Origin of the sequence: Brucella sp. NBRC 12950, assembly GCF_030268145.1 — a bacterium.
Lineage (GTDB): Bacteria > Pseudomonadota > Alphaproteobacteria > Rhizobiales > Rhizobiaceae > Brucella.
The window spans coordinates 284,095-300,430 of sequence record NZ_BSQC01000002.1; the positions used below are offsets into that span (position 1 = coordinate 284,095).

Sequence of the window (16,336 nt, forward strand, 5' to 3'; positions counted from 1 at the left end):
ATATACCAGCAAGCAGCATCACTTGTTTTTACTTACAGTATCGTATTAGCAAAAAGTCTTATGTGGCGAGTTTATAGGGCTGAATAAGCGAGCCAGCTCGCTTGACGCTTATATCAGCGCGATGTAATACAATTACGACGGTTCCCCGACCGAGAGTGAAGGGGATTAATAGGGAACACGGTGAGGACGACCCAAAAGGGACCGAGACCGTGGCTGCCCCCGCAACTGTAAGCGGATTGCCGTTCATCCTTGTGATGCCTCAAAGCGTCATGTCACTGAGACTGTTCCAAACAGCTCGGGAAGGCAGATGAACAGTGAGTATCTGTGAGCCAGGAGACCTGCCGTCTAACGTAGTCCATTGTCACGGGCGGGGATGCCCGGTGCAGGAGAGTTGGTTATGACAGCATTAAGCGTCGCAGGACGTTGCCTCCCATCGTCATTCATGTCCCCGGATATGTCCGTCTTCTTTACGCGCCGGATCGCTTCCGCCGTTTGATACGGCTTTCTCTCTTATCATTTCGGGGTTTTAAATGAACTTTATCGGCAAGACGTCGTTTCGCGTTGCCTTCTCAGCAGTTGCTATTCTTGCGAGTAGCTTTGCTGCACAAGCTGCTGAAACTCAGTATCCGCTGACGCTGAAAAATTGCGGTCGCGATGTTACGTTCAAACAGGCACCAACGCGCGCTGTGGCCGTTGGTCAGAGCAGTGCAGAAATTCTTTACAGCCTCGGTCTTGGCGATAAAGTTGTCGGTACTGCGGTCTGGTTTGGCCCTGTTCTGAAGGGTTTCGAAGAAGTTAATGCAAAGGTCAAGCGCCTTGCGGACAACGACCCAAGCTTTGAAAGTGTGTTGGCGGAAAAGCCTGAAATCGTCACGGCTGATTTTCAGTGGCACGTTGGCCCGATGGGCATTGTCGGTAAGCCTGAGCAATTTGAAGAACTGGGTATTCCAACCTACACCTCACCGTCCGATTGTGTAGGCAAGGATAATTCCGGCGGCGGCGATGGCGTCCGCACGGCACCTTTCAAGATGGAAATTGTCTATCAGGAAATCACTGAACTTGCCGAGATCTTCAACGTGCAGGATCGCGGTGAAAAGCTCGTTGCGGACTTAAAGGCTCGTGAAGCTGCTGCGCGTGAGAAAATTGGTTCCACCAATGGTACGCTTTCCGCGATGGTCTGGTTCTCCAGTACGCAGATCGATGCCGATCCGTATGCGGCCGGGAAATTTGGTGCTCCCGCCTATATCCTTTCCGCGCTTGGCATCAAGAATGTGATCGAGAGTGAAGAAGAGTGGCCAACTGTCGGTTGGGAAACAATTGCGAAATCCAACCCATCGATGATCGTGGCAGCGAAGCTTGATCGCCGTCGTTATCCTGCCGACGACATTGCTGTGAAGCACCAGTTCCTTGAAAGTGATGCTGTTACCAAGCTGATGCCAGCCGTGTCAGGCGGCCATGTCTTCGATATGGATGCGCAGTCGATGAGCACTTCGCTCCGCGTGATCGAAGGTATTGAAACGCTTGCTGCAGATATTGCCGCTTCGGATCTCAACAAGTGATAGCGCGCGCAGCCACCTCTGGCATTCATCTTGGCAAGGGCATGAGCGGCAGGTTGCTGTTCGTAACGCTGGCGCTTGTCCTGCTTCTCGGTGCCTTGTGGCTGGGCGCTGCAATTGGTGAAACTGCCATACCTCTGGACGTGGTGGCAAAAACAATCGCCAACCGCGTCTGGAATGCAGGCTATACGCTTGAGCCGATAGATGAAGGTATTGTCTGGAGCTATCGTCTCAGTCGTGCGGTAGTTGCCGCATGTTGTGGTGCAGCACTTGCCCTTTCCGGTGTGGTGCTGCAATCGCTTCTGCGCAACTCACTGGCTGACCCTTATATTCTGGGCATTTCCGCCGGGGCGTCCACAGGTGCGGTCAGCGTTGCAATTCTAGGCATTGGTGCTGGTGTTCTTTCGCTTTCGCTGGGTGCGTTTATAGGGGCGATCATAGCATTTCTTCTTGTCTCGCTGCTGGCGCTAAGAGCAGGGCGAGGAAACAGCGCAATCATTCTGGCAGGTATCGCGGGGTCTCAGCTCTTCAACGCATTGACTTCGTTCATCGTGACGAAGGCTGCAAATGCCGAGCAAGCTCGCGGCATCATGTTCTGGCTCCTTGGCAATCTGTCAGGTGTCCGGTGGCCTGACGCGGCACTTGCCTTTCCTGCATGTATCATTGGCCTTGCAATTTGCCTTTGGCACGCGCGGGCGCTTGATGCTTTCACCTTCGGCTCTGAATCGGCCGCCTCGCTGGGTATTCCAGTGCGTCGCGTTTATGCGGTTCTGATTGGTGTCAGTGCCATGATGACCGCGGTCATGGTTTCTATTGTCGGCTCAATCGGCTTTATCGGTTTGGTTATTCCACATGCAGCCCGAATGGTCGTTGGCGTTCGCCATGGGCGATTGTTGCCGACAGCCGCACTGATTGGTGCAATCTTCATGATCCTCGCCGATATCCTTTCACGAATAATCATTCCGGGTCAGGTTTTGCCCATAGGGGTTATCACGGCTCTGGTCGGCGCCCCGGCCTTTGCACTCTTGCTCGGACAGAGGAGGGATCAATCATGATGCTTTCGACGAAAAATGTTGCCTGGTCGGCAGGTGGTGCAGAAATTCTGCGGGATGTTTCGCTTGATGTGAAAGAAGGGGAGTTCCTCGGCATTATCGGACCGAATGGGTCCGGAAAAACGAGTTTGCTTTCACTGCTTTCCGGTGTGCGTCGTAGTCGCGCTGGCGAAGTAAAACTGTGCGGTACGCCGATCCATAAGCTCAACCGTCGCGAGATCGCGCGCAAACTTGCGCTTGTCGAGCAACAGGCCGGCACAACCGATCGCATCACTGCACGGCAAGCCGTTGAACTTGGGCGGACACCCTATCTGGGCGCGTTATCGCCATGGTCTGATGTGGACGATGTCATTGTCGAAAGGGCTTTAGCCAATGTGGATATGGGGCATCTGGCAAATCGGTATTGGCATACGCTTTCAGGCGGTGAACGTCAGCGCGTGCATATTGCTCGTGCGCTGGCGCAGGAGCCTCAGATTTTGCTTCTGGATGAGCCGACCAATCACCTCGACATTGGTCACCAGATTGGATTGCTCGATCTTGTAAGGCGTCAAGAGCTAACGGTTGTTGCTGCACTTCATGACCTCAACCATGCGGCGATGTTCTGTGATCGTATCGCGGTGATGAACAAGGGGCAGATTGTGGCGCTAGGTACTCCGCGCGAGGTACTAAGGGCCGAATGTATTCGCAGTGTTTTCGGTGTTGAAGTCGACGTCGAATATTACGGAGTACGGGGTTGCCATATTCGCTATCGCGCACCAGGGCACGAACAGCTGCAACTAAAGCAATCTGCATAAGATAAATTAGGGCATTTATAGCAAAAGTGCGAACCGGTTTTGCGTTCGGATAATGCGATAAAACAAAAAGACAGAGATGTTTCAATGATTAAGCGCAAGCATAAATAATTACTAATAAAAAGTTGTACTAAAGTAGAGTTATCTAATTTAAATGATTTGTTGATGATCGTAAAAATGATCATATATTTTACTGTTTACTTAACTTTGTCACGCAAATTGGATCAATTTTGTTTCAAAACTTTTCCGTATCATTGACGGTTCTTTTAAATGGGGCATCTCGTGTTTAAATAAGTGTGAATGTATTGTTATTTCTGGCTCCAGATATGCAGGCCGAATTCGATTCGCATAATCTATTCGTGAAACGAAGACGGTTCATTTTGAATATAGAAATAATATATGCATTACGCACCGCTTAGTCAGTTTTAGAGCTGGGACGTGGAAAGGCTGTTTTAATATCAATTAGTTTGAGTATTATTCAGCGGCGACTTAGCTTTTTGACAAGTCGCCGCTTTTTTAACTACGGATACTGCGCACCCGTGACGGTCAAATAGACCGCGTAGAGCGATTTCGTCGCCGCAATGAAAAGTCGGTTGCGACGTGGGCCGCCAAAAGTGACATTTGCAACAGTTTGTGGCGTCTTGATCTTGCCGAGAAGCTGGCCTTCTGGCGAGAAGCAATGCACGCCGTCGCCTGCACTTGTCCAAAGATTGCCTTCCGTATCGAAGCGGAAGCCATCTGGCAGGCCGTTCTCTATCGTGCAGAAAATATTACCACCCGTGACGCGCTTGCCGTCATCAACGATATCGAAGACCCGGATATGGCGGGGTGCCTTTTCGTCGTGGCTATAGGCGCTGTCGGCAACAAAGAGCTTTGTTTCATCGGGCGAAAAGGCGAGGCCATTTGGCTGCACAAAGTCTGTGATGACGGCAGTAAGATCACCGCTTTTAGGATCAAGTCGATAGACATTGCGCGTTGGCTGTTCGGGATCGGCTTTATAGCCTTCATAGTCTGCCAAGATTCCGTAGGTCGGATCGGTAAACCAAATGGTGCCGTCAGAGCGTACGATAACATCATTTGGTGCGTTGAGCTTCTTGCCCTGATAACTCTCTGCAAGCACGGTAATGCTGCCATCAACTTCCGTTCGCGTAACATGGCGCCCGCCATGTTCACAGGAAACGAGCCGTCCTTCACGGTCGCGCGTATTGCCATTGGCAAAATTTGAAGGCTGGCGGAACACAGAAACGCCGCCTTCCGGCACCCAGCGCAAAATACGCTGGTTGGGAATATCGCTCCAGAGCAGGCAGTTCAGATCACTAAACCAGACCGGGCCTTCAGCCCACCGACAATCGCTGTAAAGTTCATCAAGACCAGCGCTCGACACGAACATCTGTCTGAAGCGTTCATCGTGAATTTCGTAAATCGAATGATTTTGAGACAAGGAAATTACTCCGGGGAATGTTGCTTAGTGCGTGTCGCGCTTAATCGTATCCACCGCGTTCGCGCTCTCCGCTTGTTTTTGCGCATGTCACCCAAAACCGGTTTCCACTTTTGGGTGACATGCGTTAACGCTCAGGCCTGCGGCTGCTGGCAAGGAAAATCACAGCAATGATGGTGAGCCCCGTCAGGACCAAACGAACACCGGCACCAAAGCCATAGGTGTTGAGCATTGAGACTATGAGGAACATGAAGAGTGCGGCACCCCAAATACCGGGGATGTTGGAATCGCCACCTGCTACTGCCGTGCCACCAATGATTACGACTGCAATCGACATCAGAAGATATTCAGCGCCCATATTGAGTGCTGCACCACCAGAAAAGCAGGCAAGCAGGAAGCCACAGAGCGAAGCCAGAACTGCGCAGAGCAGATAGGTGACGAAGCGTGTGCCATCAACCGGAACACCTGCCATACGTGCAGCAAAGGGGTTTTGCCCGATGGCTGAAATCCATCGACCATAAATGCTTTTCTTGAGTAGCGCCCAGCCTAACACCGACAAGAGCAGCGCCACGATTGCAACATTGGGAATGCCAAAGACAGAGGAGGTGGTAAACTGTGCCAGAACTTCAGGCGGCTTGACGCGCAGACCGCGATTGCTCCATATGGCGGTCGACTGGATAAGAAAGCTCATCGACAGGGTTGCGATGATTGGCGGGATCCGCAGCAGCTTGATCAGCGCATAATTGCAGATGCCAATGCCAAGGCCGATCAGAAGTGCAACAGCAAGCCCTGCCAACACCATGCTGTCTTGCGAGTCCATCAGCTTCAAAGCCAATGTTGCGGCAAGGGTCATGGTTGCAGGCACCGACAGATCAATATTGCCGGGACCAAGCGTGATAACGAACATCTGCCCGAGACCGACAATCACCGAGAACGATGCGAAGGTGAAAGCCGCGTGAGAAAGCCCTGCGGCACCTGCGCCACCCGTAAACAATACGGTGATGACCCAGACCGCAATGGTTGCGATGAACGACCATATCCATGGACGATTTGTGAGAACGGAGACAGCGCTCATTGCTTTTTCTCCCGGCGGTCGAGGCGATTGAGGAAGAGGCGAAGCGCCAGCACGAGAATGAGGATTCCGCCCTGCGCGCCAATCTGCCAGTCGGGTGAGATACGCATGAAGGAGAGGAATGAACCAGCAAGGGTAAGTGTCAGCGCCCCGATGACTGCTCCAATGGGAGAAATGCGACCGCCAACAAATTCACCACCACCAAGAATGACACCGGCAATGGAGAGCAGCGTATAGCGCAGCGCGATATTGGCATCTGCCGAGGTGGTCAGTCCCACGAGCGCAATCCCTGCAAGCACCGCAAAAAAAGCAGCAAGCGCATAGGTTCCCGCGCGGATTGCGGTAATCGACCAGCCAGCACGCTCAATGGAGCGGGCATTGCCGCCTGCGCCACGCATAAGCACACCGAAGGTTGTGCGCATGACGATGAAATGCGTGACAATAGCAATCAGAATGCTTGCAACGATTGCCATAGGTATAAATGGCGGCTTGGTCGTCATTATCCAGCGTGCCCAGTCAGGCGCCTGACCGCCGGGTGATGGCAAGAGCAGAACTGCAAAGCCACCCCAGACGAAACTCATGCCGAGTGTGACGACAATGGATGGCAGATTGCGCAGATGGATGATAGCACCCAGTGCAGCATAGGCTGCGATGGCTGCTGCAAGGATCAGAACGCCAATCACTGGAGCCGTGTTGAGATAGGTCGCAGCTACACAGACCACGAAGCTCACGAAGGTTCCCATCGAGAGGTCAAGATCATTGACCGCCATGATGAGCATCTGCGCGATTGTTGCGAGTGCAATCGGTACTGCGAGATTGAACAGCAGGTTAAGGCCGGTATAACTCATGGCACGCGGCTGCATGTAGAAAACAGCAGCCAGCAGCAAAGCAAGCGAGAAAACCGGTGTAAGCAGGCGGAGAGATGAAGCGGAGAGACGCATTATTCGTGTCCTCCCTCAAAGGATGCAGCAAGCACGTTCTTTTCCGTGATTTCGTCGCCGACCAGTTCTGTCACGATTGCACCGTCGCGGAAGACATAGACACGATCACATAGTTCGATTTCGTCCATTTCGGTGGAATACCAGACAAAAGTACGGCCATTTTCTGCTTCATGGCGCAGGATTTCATAGACTTCTTGCTTGGTGCCAACATCCACGCCACGCATGGGGTCATCCATCAGAATGGCATTGGCAGTGGTGGCAAGTGCGCGGGCAAAAAGCACTTTCTGCTGATTGCCGCCTGAAAGCGAAAGAACGCGATTGCCCATATCTGGTGTGCGGATCTGGATCTTGTCTTTCCACTGTCCGCCAAGCTGGTCTTCGCGTGACTGATCGACAAGCTTCAGCGATGAGAGGCGATCAAGCGAACCAATGGTGAGATTGTGCAGAATGCTCCAGAGCGGAAACGTGCCGTTAAGGCTGCGATCACCGGCCACGAAGGCGATTTCGCAATTGCGTGCGGGCAACCAGTTTGGCCGACGCGCATAATAGAGATCGAGTAGCATCTTGGTTTGACCATGACCGGCAAGCCCAGCGAGGCCGATAACTTCGCCCTTGAAAGCCTGAAACGTCTTGCTGTCATGGGGACGCTTTTTTGCAGAGAGAACAGCTATGCCTGTCGTGTCGGCTTTTGCCGCGCGGCGTGCCGCTTTTTCACGTTCGACACTGCCCATCGCTTCGACAAGGCTGCGGTTTGTGAAATCGCCTGCTGTGCGATTGGCGACAATCTTACCGTCCTTCATCACGACGATGCGGTCGGATGTTGAGAGGATTTCACCGAGCATATGCGAAATGAGGATCACCGAACCACCTGTGCCGACAAAGCGACGGACATAGGCCATCAGCTGTGCAGCAATGCCTGCATCGAGCGACGAGGTCGGTTCGTCGAGAATGACGAGCTTCGGCGGAGTGCCGGGGGCGGTAAAGTTGATGGCGATTTCAACCATCTGCCGTTCGGCAATGGACAACTCATCAACCGTTGCCGCGCAATCGATCTTGTGACCCGGGAAAATCTCACTGAGCTTTTTTGCAATGAGCTCAACAGCCTTGCCGCGCCAGTTCGCGCCCGTAAGGTCGCGCTGCATGATGCGGACATTTTCCGCAATTGTCAGATTGGGGAAGAGCGACAGCTCCTGAAAGACGCAGCGGATGCCGTGCTTGCGGGCAGTCGCCACGCCATGGCCTGCCTCACCGTGATAGGAGAGGCTGCCTTCATGCGGGGTAAGGCCGCCATTGATGACATTGACGATAGTGGATTTGCCCGCGCCATTATGGCCGACAAGTCCGACACATTCGCCTTCATGGATAACAAGTTCAGCGCCATCCAGTGCCTTAACCGCACCGAACTGCACGCGAATATTGCGTGCGGCGACGACCTCGCCTTTGTCGATTGAATGAGACATGCATCCGAACTGTATTGGAGATAAGGGAGGGGCGGGCATTGGAATGACCAATACCCGCCGCTTGGGAGAAACGAGTTATTTCGCTTCTGCGATGACCTTCTGTGCGTCTTCTAACGAATATTCGACATTCGCAACGCCACCCTTCTGGGTAGTGCCGAGATCCTTATCGAGCGATTCCTGGCTGACGCTCAGAAACGGAACGACGAGGTCTTTCTTGACTTCCTTGCCATCAAGAATCTGCTGTGCGACCCAGAAAGCGAGTGTTGAAACGCCCGGGGCGATAGAAACTGACATGGTTTCATAGCCGTTCGCATCTTTCTGCTGCTTCCACCACTGCAGTTCGTCTTCACGGTTGCCCATGATAATGATCGGCGTTTCGCGCTTTGCAGCGGCAAAGGCCTGTGCAGCACCATAACCGTCGCCGCCCTGCGTTACCACGGCGTCGATCTTCGGCAGGCTTGGCAGCACGCCTGCGACTGCGCGCTGTGCAACATCAGCAGCCCAGTCACCATGCACAGAGCCTACGATCTTGAAGTTCGGATGCTTCTTCACGCCTTCCTGAATACCTGCGTGCATTTCGTCATCAACGGAAACGCCTGCAAGACCTCGAATTTCAAGCAGATTTCCGCCTTCTGGCAGACGCTTTGCGAGATATTCAACCTGACCTTCGCCCATGGCCTTGAAGTCAACCGCAATACGCCATGCGCAAGGTTCGGTGACAATGCCGTCGAACGAAACGACGGTGATGCCTGCATCGCAGGCTTCTTTCACTGCGCCGTTAAGAGCGGTTGGCGATGCGGCATTGATGACGATGGCATCATAGCCTTGCAAAATCATGTTCTGGATTTGCGCTGCCTGCTCGGTGGCCTGATTTTCAGCGGTGGTGAAAGCATCGGCCGCAGAAACTGCACCTGCGCTGACGGCTTCCTTCGTCACCTTGTCCCAGCTTTGTAGCATTGCCTGACGCCATGAGTTGCCGGCATAATTGTTGGAGAAGGCGATTTTTTTCGACGATGTGTCGGCAAATGCGCTACCGCTTGCCATCAATGTGGCGAGTGCGGCGGATGCCAAAAAATTTTTCCCAAGCTTCATTTCATTCCTCCCAGTTACAAATATCCGCCCCGCAGTGCGCAATAACACTCCGGATCGTTCGAATTTGAATATGGTGCGAAACCTCCCGCACCGCCGCTCCTCAACGGCACCAGCGTGCCCGTGACATTTCCTGTTGTCTTGCGAGCAATTTTCTGGTGAAGCGAGGATGAAATAAATGCGTTGCGCTGTGAAGGCTGATCGAAGCAACGATGCTGCGGGTTTGCGCAGCAAAATTGCGGGAACCCGCAAGACGCGCCAGTAGAGAAGCGGCGTATTATAAGTGCAAAGCAATCTGTCTTTGGGAGGAGATTCGCTTGCTGGAACTAGCACCTGCGCGCCTGCTTGACCGCTATCTGAATATTTCGAGATTGCTGGCAGGCCAGCTCGATTTCGATTCCATCATTCAGGCTGTTGCTGCCGAGATCAATCATATCCTGCCCTATGACCACCTCGATGTCTGTATCAAGATGATTGATGGCAAATTTCACATTGCCTATGAGAGCGGGATTGAGACGGCTTGGAGCCGCAACCCGCCCGCGCTGTTATCAGGAAGTCCGATCCGCACACTACTGTCCGGCGAGGTCGCCTATTTGCTTACGGACGATGCACGCACTGATCCGCGCTTTCATTTTGAGGGTGCGTTTTCGACGCCGATCATCGAGCATGATCTCAAAGCTCGCCTGCATGTACCGCTGAAAGCGCAGGGCAATATCATTGGCGCGTTGAGCTGTTCGAGTTTGCAAACAGGCAGTTATTCGACGCGTGACGTGGAAAATGCGCAATCGATTGCCGATCTACTGGCGCCATATTTCTTTGCCATCCGTGCCGCCGAACAGGCCAAGCGCTCGGCGATTGTCGAGACGGAAGCGCGGGCACGCGAAGAAGGTTTGCGCTTTGGCGCGCTCAAACTCACCGAGGCTCTGGAGATCGAGCGCCATCGTATCGGCATGGATTTGCACGATCAAACCTTGGCTGATCTCACGCGTCTCGCCCGCCATGTGGAGCGGCTGACGCGCGTGCCCGACCTTTCCGGTGAACAGCTTGAGCCGCTGTTCCGCGGTTTGCAGCATTGTATGCAGGACCTACGCCAAATCATTGAAGAAGCGAAACCTTCCGTGCTTCAGCTGTTCGGCTTTGCACAGGCGACCGAAAACCATCTTGACCGTTCGATCCGCGAAAGCGGCGCTGCGATTGAATGGTTTCTCGAGGATCAGAGCAACGGCATGACCGACAGGCTCGAAGAGACGGTCGCGACTTCGCTTTTCCGGATTGTGCAGGAAGCAATCAACAATGCGATCCGTCATGCTCTGGCTGGAGAAATCCGCGTTCGTCTCCGCGATAAGGGTGATCGGCTTCTCGTTGAAGTTATGGATGACGGCATTGGCATGGATCGTCAGGCGCAGCGTATCGGCCACGGCATCGATAATATGCGCACAAGAGCACGGCTCATTTCTGCGAGCTTTACCATCAGAAAGAACACGGACGGCAGTGGCACATGCGTAACGATCCACCTGCCGCCGAAAACGTATGAACCAATTGGAGGGTAAGATGCAGGTTCTGATCGTGGAGGATGATCCGTTGCATCGCACCTATCTGAGCGAAGCGATCCGTGCGGCATTGCCCGAATGCAGTGATGTCCTGGAAGCGGATAACGGCTCGACTGGTGAAAAGCTGGCTCGAATGCATCGTGCAGCGCATATTGTGATGGATTTGCAGATGAGTGGTCGTAACGGTATTGAAGCCGCACGCACCATCTGGAAGGAAAATCCGGAAACCCGCATTCTGTTCTGGTCGAATTACGCAGATGAAGCCTATGTGCGCGGTGTCTCGCGTATCGTGCCGGAAGGTGCAGCCTATGGCTATGTGCTGAAATCGGCTTCAGATGATAAATTGCGGCTGGCACTCCGCAGCATTTTTGTCGAAGCTCAATGCGTGATCGACCGCGAAGTGCGCGGCTTACAACAAAAAAGCCTCGGCCACGCCAGTGGGTTCAGTGAAAGTGAATATGAAATTCTGATCGATATAGCACTTGGGCTGACGGATCGTGTCATCGCTCGTCGGCGTAACCTGTCGCTCAGAAGCGTTCAGAACAGATTACAGCAACTTTATGAAAAGCTTGGTGTCTATCAGGAAAAGGGTGAGCCGGAGGAGGGGCGATTCAACCTCCGTGCTCGTGCTGTGACGGTTGCGTTTTTGCGTAAGCTGTTAAATTACAGTGCTTTGGAGCGCGCCGAAATTGATCTGAATGACTGGATTAGTCGACAGCCGCCTTCAGGCGACGCTGCTCCAGATCGAGGCCGAGTTCCTTCGCGCGAGCAATGATGGGTACAAAGCGGCGCTGTTTCTTTTCTGCGTGATTTGAAGCAATGTCCGCAATGCGGTGCTTGAGGAACGGGTTGAGGAAGCGCTCGCGAACGGTAGTAACATAGGATTCAGCCTGTCCGCCCAGACCAGCAGCGGCAAAGACCGGCAGAACTTCTTCGCGCCAAAGCGCTTCGAGTTCATTGCGGATCGTTTCGTCGTGCATTGCTTCCAGCACGATTTCATCCTTCGGACGATTACCGTTCAGCCATTGCTCAGCAATGAAAGTGTGGCCGAGATTAAGCAGATAGAGCTTGAGGCGCTCATAAAGCGCAAGATTGTCCGTCACGACGATATCGGGATGCCTACAGGGAAGGGTTAGCCCGTCTGTCTGTTCAATGGCCCAGATCGCATAGGGTTCCGCAATTGCACCGACCGGATCGATAGGTTCTGATACGATGCGGTCAACGAGGCTGTTGGCAAAAACACAATTGCTTTCAATCCATTGCGTGAAAGCTTTCGGCAGGCTCCAGCTTTCTGCGAGATCAAGCACAATCGAGAGCAGCTTGTCGCCATTGCGCGAGATCAGCTCGCACGGGAAAATCGACAGCGGCGCATCTGGATTGATCTGCCAGCGATGATGCAGCAGCACAAGTAGTTTGGCGGGAAAACTTTTAGGAAGGCGGTCGATTTCGCTCAGCAGGGAAACGTCGTCAGCAGCATCCAAATCAAAACCTTTGTCGCCAGTATTGGACAGGATCACCTGGACCCCTGCGCTCAGGGCCCGGATGGCTTTCCAGTCGGTATGAGCGGAATAGGCGGCACTCACGCTTTTCGCCTGATGTTTTTCATCAACGGGCTTGCCGTCACGCAATCCGCGAATGATGACCGGATAGCCTTCTCCACTGTTCAGAGCTGCGATACGGCGTGCGCTTTCAGGGTTGGATGTGGTCTGAACAATGGCAATTGTGCCGATCGCGTCATTTTTATCCAGCGCTTCCGAGATGAAAAAATCCGCATGTCCGAGCAGAAAACGGCTCGTTCCAAACTGTAGAATCGATGGCTGCGCAGTCATGCATTCCTCCCTTGAGCTGTTGTGAAATAGCTATGCCAGTGGGTAAAATTGGTCAAGCCACTCTTTAAAAGCAATCTAAAACAAGGTGCGACAAAACTGACGAATTAGCCAATATGTAGTAAAAACAATAAAATAGACCATATTGCACTTTGTGCGGCTTCAAAATATGGTAAGGCCAATTTGGGAGAGAGCATGAGCGAGCATCTTGGCTTCGTGGAACCACGGAGGCTTTATCAACAGATTGCCGACCGGGTCAGACTGCTGATCCGCGAAGGTCATTTTCCGGCTGGAAGCAGACTTCCTGCCGAGCGCGAACTTGCGCATCAGCTGGGCGTATCTCGCCCTTCTTTGCGTGAAGCACTGATCGCGCTTGAAATTGCAGGCAATGTCGAGATCCGCATGGGTTCGGGGATCTATGTTGCGGCTGAGGAAACACGGCTTCCAGCGCAGGGCGGCTCGATCGGCGAAAGCCCGCTCGAAATCATGCAGGCACGCTCATTGATCGAAGGCAGTGCCGTCATCATGGCTTGCGGACATATCAACACGGAAGCATTGGAACGCTTGCGCGGCAATCTTGATGCGATGCGCCTACAGATTGAAGCGGAACGTAAGCCGATTGAACTGGATCGCCAGTTTCATCTGATCATTTCCGAGCAATCGGGCAATTCGGTTGTTGCCCGCATCGTGCGTGATTTGTTTGACGAGCGGCATAGTCCACTGACCGCGCAAATGCGTACCCGATATGAGAATGCCGAAACATGGACATATGCTTTGGCAGAGCATGAGAAGATTTATGCTGCACTGGAGGCGAGGGATCCGCTTCTGGCGCAGGCAGCGATGCGCACGCATCTGGATACATCAAAGCAGCGATGGATGGAGAACGAGCCCAGATAGTAGGGCTCATGTTTAACGCTGTTGCGATCTTGGGAGTGAGGTCAGAAAAATGAACGACAAGGCTGTTTCGGCTGTGACGCCGGTAATCCTTTTGCATCCGTCCGATGATGTGGCAGTTGCGCGTATTTCGGTTCGCGCAGGCGATCCGATCGGACTTGGTGACGTTATCGCGCGCGATCTGATCGGGCGCGGCCACAAGGTGGCTCTGCATGATATTCCCGCTGGCAAGGAAGTGCTCAAATATGGGCAGGTGATTGGCGTTGCCATTCAGGATATTGCGGTGGGTGAGCATGTGCATCTGCACAATCTCGCAATGCTGCCATCCGAGCATGAACATCAGTTTTCGGTCGATATTGAAGAACGCGGTATGCTGCCGGAAGCGGAGCGCCGACAGTTCATGGGCTATGATCGCGGTTTCGGTGGCGTCGGTACGCGCAACTATATTGGCGTCATTTCATCGGTGAATTGCTCTGCTACCGTGTCTCGCTACATTGCGGATTATTTCAACCGTATGGGTGGTTTGGATGGTTTTGAAAATGTCGATGGCGTGGTGGCACTTACGCATGGCAGCGGCTGTGCGCTGAACACCAAGTCGGAAGGCTATCGTCTACTGACCCGTACCATTCAGGGCTATGCCAAGCATCCGAATTTCGGTGGTATTCTGCTGATCGGCCTTGGCTGCGAAACCAACCAGATCGCGCCAATCATGGAACATTATCGTATGGAAGAGGGTGCACGCCTGCGCACCATGACGATCCAGCAGCATGGCGGTACGCGCAAGACAATCGATCATGCGATTGCAGAGATCAAGGAAATGCTGCCGCTGGTGAATTCTGCAAAGCGTACGCCGCAGCCTTTGTCAAAGCTCAAGGTTGCACTCGAATGCGGTGGTTCTGACGGCTATTCAGGCATTTCCGCAAACCCGGCTCTGGGCTATGCATCCGATCTGATCGTGCGAAATGGCGGTACGACCGTTCTCTCTGAAACGCCCGAAATTTATGGCGCGGAACATCTTCTGACACGCCGTGCAGTCACACCGGCGGTTGCAGAAAAGCTGCTTCAGCGCATCGACTGGTGGCGCGATTACACAGCTCGCAATGGCGACGAGCTGAACAATAATCCATCGCACGGAAACAAGCTCGGTGGCCTGACTACTATTCTTGAAAAGTCGCTGGGCGCTGTTGCCAAGGGCGGCTCCATGCCTCTCAAGGCAGTTTACGAATTTGCTGAAACCGTAACCGAACAGGGTTTCACTTTCATGGATACGCCGGGCTACGACCCGGTCGCCGTGACCGGGCAGGTGGCGGGCGGTTGTAACGTCATCTGCTTTACCACAGGACGCGGATCGGTGTCGGGCTTTAAGCCTGCGCCCTGCATCAAGATCGCGACAAATTCCGAAATGTACGAACACATGAAGGAAGACATGGACTTCAATTGCGGTGGCATCGTCACTGGCGATGAAACAATTGAAGAGTCCGGCACGCGCATTTTCGAGCACATCATCGCGGTCGCTTCCGGTGAGCAGACGCTGAGTGAAATCTATGACTATGGCGATAACGAATTCGTACCGTGGCAGGTCGGCGCCGTAACCTGATCTGCCTCATGCAATCAAGATGACAGGAATACTCTGATGGTAAAAGCTCTGCGTATCGAGAGCGAGAACGTTACTCGTTTTGCTGAAACTCCGGAAGCGCCACTGTTGCCCAACCATGTCCGGGTGAGCGTGAAGCATGTCGGGCTTTGCGGCAGCGATCTGAATACGTTCAGGGGGCTTAACCCGCTGGTGGAACTGCCACGCATTCCCGGCCATGAAATCGGCGGCGAAATCATCGAGGTGGGTGAGGGCGTGAGCGCGACATATGCCAAAGGCAAGCGCGTTATCGTGCTGCCTTACACCAATTGCGGCCAGTGTTCCTCTTGCCGCAAAGGGCGTCTGAACGCCTGTCGCTACAACAAGACGCTCGGCGTGCAACAGAATGGCGGGCTGGCAGAACAGATCGTGCTGCCAGCCGAAAAGCTGATCCTGAATGATACGCTCGCGCCACGTTATCTCGCATTGGTCGAGCCGCTTTCAGTTGGTTTCCATGCGGTAGAACGTGGTCGCGTTCAGGCTGGCGATACGGTCGCGGTGCTTGGCTGTGGCATGATCGGCATGGGTGTGCTGATCGGTGCAGTTGCGCGTGGTGCCAAGGTTGTCGCCATTGATCCTAGTGCTGAAAAGCGCGAACTGGCGCTGAAATTTGGCGCTACGCATTCTTTGCCGGGCGGTGAAGGCGTGGTGGAATTCGTGCAGGAACTCACCAATGACGATGGTGTTGATATCGCTTTTGAAGCAGTCGGCCTGCCGATCACATTCACTCAGGCGGTCGACCTCGCAGGCTTTGCTGGTCGTGTAGTCTATGTCGGCTATTCTAAGTCACCAGTGACCTATCAGACCCAGTTCTTCAATCTCAAAGAACTCGACATCATGGGTTCGCGCAATGCGACGCTCACCGATTTTGAAGCTGTCATCGCGCATCTTGAAAAGCTCGGAAACGATGCAGACCTGCTTATCTCGAAGGTGTTTCCTTTTGAAGAAGCAGAACAGGCGCTGCCCTATTGGGATGGCGACCGCAACGTTCTGAAAATCATCATTGAACGCAACTGAATCGAAGCAAATGCGTC

The 16,336-nt window shown here is 53.4% G+C and carries 14 protein-coding genes and 1 riboswitch; of the genes, 8 read left to right on the forward strand and 6 right to left on the reverse strand.

Translation table 11 applies throughout. The features are described from left to right. The first annotated feature begins 121 nt into the window (after positions 1-121). A riboswitch (cobalamin riboswitch) is annotated at positions 122-360 on the forward strand. Between the two features lie 170 nt (positions 361-530). From QSJ70_RS04310 to QSJ70_RS04320, 3 genes are read left to right on the forward strand one after another with little or no spacing between them, the layout of a single operon-like run. Next, the gene (locus tag QSJ70_RS04310; protein WP_215776910.1) at positions 531-1,559 is read left to right on the forward strand and encodes an ABC transporter substrate-binding protein; all 1,029 of its coding nucleotides are present in this window, start codon (positions 531-533) and stop codon (positions 1,557-1,559) included. Positions 1,560-1,600: 41 nt separating this feature from the next. Next, complete coding sequence (locus QSJ70_RS04315) at positions 1,601-2,611, forward strand: FecCD family ABC transporter permease (RefSeq protein WP_215779042.1); 1,011 nt, start codon at positions 1,601-1,603, stop codon at positions 2,609-2,611. Further along, entirely contained in the window at positions 2,608-3,402 is a 795-nt protein-coding gene (locus tag QSJ70_RS04320) for an ABC transporter ATP-binding protein (protein WP_215776909.1), read from the forward strand. The genes QSJ70_RS04315 and QSJ70_RS04320 overlap by 4 nt, the downstream gene beginning before the upstream one ends. Before the next feature lie 517 nt (positions 3,403-3,919). On the opposite strand, the gene QSJ70_RS04325 is transcribed toward QSJ70_RS04320, so the two are convergent. From QSJ70_RS04325 to QSJ70_RS04345, 5 genes are all read right to left on the reverse strand, one after another. After that, on the reverse strand, positions 3,920-4,789 hold the full coding sequence (locus tag QSJ70_RS04325; protein ID WP_285535098.1) for an SMP-30/gluconolactonase/LRE family protein: 870 nt from the start codon (positions 4,787-4,789) through the stop codon (positions 3,920-3,922). 175 nt (positions 4,790-4,964) lie between these two features. Beyond that, the gene (locus QSJ70_RS04330; RefSeq protein WP_215776907.1) at positions 4,965-5,912 is read right to left on the reverse strand and encodes an ABC transporter permease; all 948 of its coding nucleotides are present in this window, start codon (positions 5,910-5,912) and stop codon (positions 4,965-4,967) included. Continuing rightward, entirely contained in the window at positions 5,909-6,850 is a 942-nt protein-coding gene (locus QSJ70_RS04335; protein WP_215776905.1) for an ABC transporter permease, read from the reverse strand. The genes QSJ70_RS04330 and QSJ70_RS04335 overlap by 4 nt, the downstream gene beginning before the upstream one ends. Next, positions 6,850-8,310 (reverse strand): ATP-binding cassette domain-containing protein, encoded by a 1,461-nt coding sequence (locus tag QSJ70_RS04340; RefSeq protein ID WP_285534963.1) that lies wholly within the window; start codon positions 8,308-8,310, stop codon positions 6,850-6,852. Before QSJ70_RS04340 ends, QSJ70_RS04335 begins: the two co-directional genes overlap by 1 nt. Before the next feature lie 75 nt (positions 8,311-8,385). Then, on the reverse strand, positions 8,386-9,402 hold the full coding sequence (locus QSJ70_RS04345; RefSeq protein WP_215776902.1) for an ABC transporter substrate-binding protein: 1,017 nt from the start codon (positions 9,400-9,402) through the stop codon (positions 8,386-8,388). Between the two features lie 314 nt (positions 9,403-9,716). Between QSJ70_RS04345 and QSJ70_RS04350 the strand changes: the two genes are divergently transcribed. Then, positions 9,717-10,949 carry a GAF domain-containing sensor histidine kinase gene (locus QSJ70_RS04350; protein ID WP_215776900.1) on the forward strand — a complete coding sequence of 411 codons (1,233 nt, stop codon included), beginning with the start codon at positions 9,717-9,719 and terminating at the stop codon, positions 10,947-10,949. A gap of 1 nt (position 10,950) precedes the next feature. Continuing rightward, positions 10,951-11,724 (forward strand): response regulator transcription factor, encoded by a 774-nt coding sequence (locus QSJ70_RS04355; RefSeq protein WP_215776898.1) that lies wholly within the window; start codon positions 10,951-10,953, stop codon positions 11,722-11,724. Here QSJ70_RS04355 and QSJ70_RS04360 read toward each other — a convergent pair. Then, complete coding sequence (locus tag QSJ70_RS04360) at positions 11,657-12,778, reverse strand: mannitol dehydrogenase family protein (protein ID WP_285534965.1); 1,122 nt, start codon at positions 12,776-12,778, stop codon at positions 11,657-11,659. The two genes, QSJ70_RS04355 and QSJ70_RS04360, sit on opposite strands and share 68 nt — an antisense overlap. A 192-nt stretch (positions 12,779-12,970) precedes the next feature. Between QSJ70_RS04360 and QSJ70_RS04365 the strand changes: the two genes are divergently transcribed. The 3 genes from QSJ70_RS04365 to QSJ70_RS04375 are packed head-to-tail and all read left to right on the forward strand — an operon-like array spanning position 12,971 to position 16,319. After that, the gene (locus QSJ70_RS04365) at positions 12,971-13,672 is read left to right on the forward strand and encodes a FadR/GntR family transcriptional regulator (RefSeq protein WP_285534966.1); all 702 of its coding nucleotides are present in this window, start codon (positions 12,971-12,973) and stop codon (positions 13,670-13,672) included. 49 nt (positions 13,673-13,721) lie between these two features. Beyond that, on the forward strand, positions 13,722-15,266 hold the full coding sequence (locus tag QSJ70_RS04370) for a UxaA family hydrolase (protein WP_215776893.1): 1,545 nt from the start codon (positions 13,722-13,724) through the stop codon (positions 15,264-15,266). Between the two features lie 36 nt (positions 15,267-15,302). Then, on the forward strand, positions 15,303-16,319 hold the full coding sequence (locus QSJ70_RS04375) for a zinc-binding alcohol dehydrogenase family protein (RefSeq protein WP_285534967.1): 1,017 nt from the start codon (positions 15,303-15,305) through the stop codon (positions 16,317-16,319). Positions 16,320-16,336: the final 17 nt, after the last annotated feature.

What these genes read in the sequence shown, in the direction of transcription:
- QSJ70_RS04310 (WP_215776910.1), top strand. Translation starts at nt 531, where the DNA reads ATGAACTTTATCGGCAAGACGTCGTTTCGCGTTGCCTTCTCAGCAGTT.
- QSJ70_RS04315 (WP_215779042.1), top strand. Translation starts at nt 1,601, where the DNA reads ATGAGCGGCAGGTTGCTGTTCGTAACGCTGGCGCTTGTCCTGCTTCTC.
- QSJ70_RS04320 (WP_215776909.1), top strand. Translation starts at nt 2,608, where the DNA reads ATGATGCTTTCGACGAAAAATGTTGCCTGGTCGGCAGGTGGTGCAGAA.
- QSJ70_RS04325 (WP_285535098.1), bottom strand. Translation starts at nt 4,789, where the DNA reads ATGTTCGTGTCGAGCGCTGGTCTTGATGAACTTTACAGCGATTGTCGG.
- QSJ70_RS04330 (WP_215776907.1), bottom strand. Translation starts at nt 5,912, where the DNA reads ATGAGCGCTGTCTCCGTTCTCACAAATCGTCCATGGATATGGTCGTTC.
- QSJ70_RS04335 (WP_215776905.1), bottom strand. Translation starts at nt 6,850, where the DNA reads ATGCGTCTCTCCGCTTCATCTCTCCGCCTGCTTACACCGGTTTTCTCG.
- QSJ70_RS04340 (WP_285534963.1), bottom strand. Translation starts at nt 8,310, where the DNA reads ATGTCTCATTCAATCGACAAAGGCGAGGTCGTCGCCGCACGCAATATT.
- QSJ70_RS04345 (WP_215776902.1), bottom strand. Translation starts at nt 9,402, where the DNA reads ATGAAGCTTGGGAAAAATTTTTTGGCATCCGCCGCACTCGCCACATTG.
- QSJ70_RS04355 (WP_215776898.1), top strand. Translation starts at nt 10,951, where the DNA reads ATGCAGGTTCTGATCGTGGAGGATGATCCGTTGCATCGCACCTATCTG.
- QSJ70_RS04360 (WP_285534965.1), bottom strand. Translation starts at nt 12,778, where the DNA reads ATGACTGCGCAGCCATCGATTCTACAGTTTGGAACGAGCCGTTTTCTG.
- QSJ70_RS04365 (WP_285534966.1), top strand. Translation starts at nt 12,971, where the DNA reads ATGAGCGAGCATCTTGGCTTCGTGGAACCACGGAGGCTTTATCAACAG.
- QSJ70_RS04370 (WP_215776893.1), top strand. Translation starts at nt 13,722, where the DNA reads ATGAACGACAAGGCTGTTTCGGCTGTGACGCCGGTAATCCTTTTGCAT.
- QSJ70_RS04375 (WP_285534967.1), top strand. Translation starts at nt 15,303, where the DNA reads ATGGTAAAAGCTCTGCGTATCGAGAGCGAGAACGTTACTCGTTTTGCT.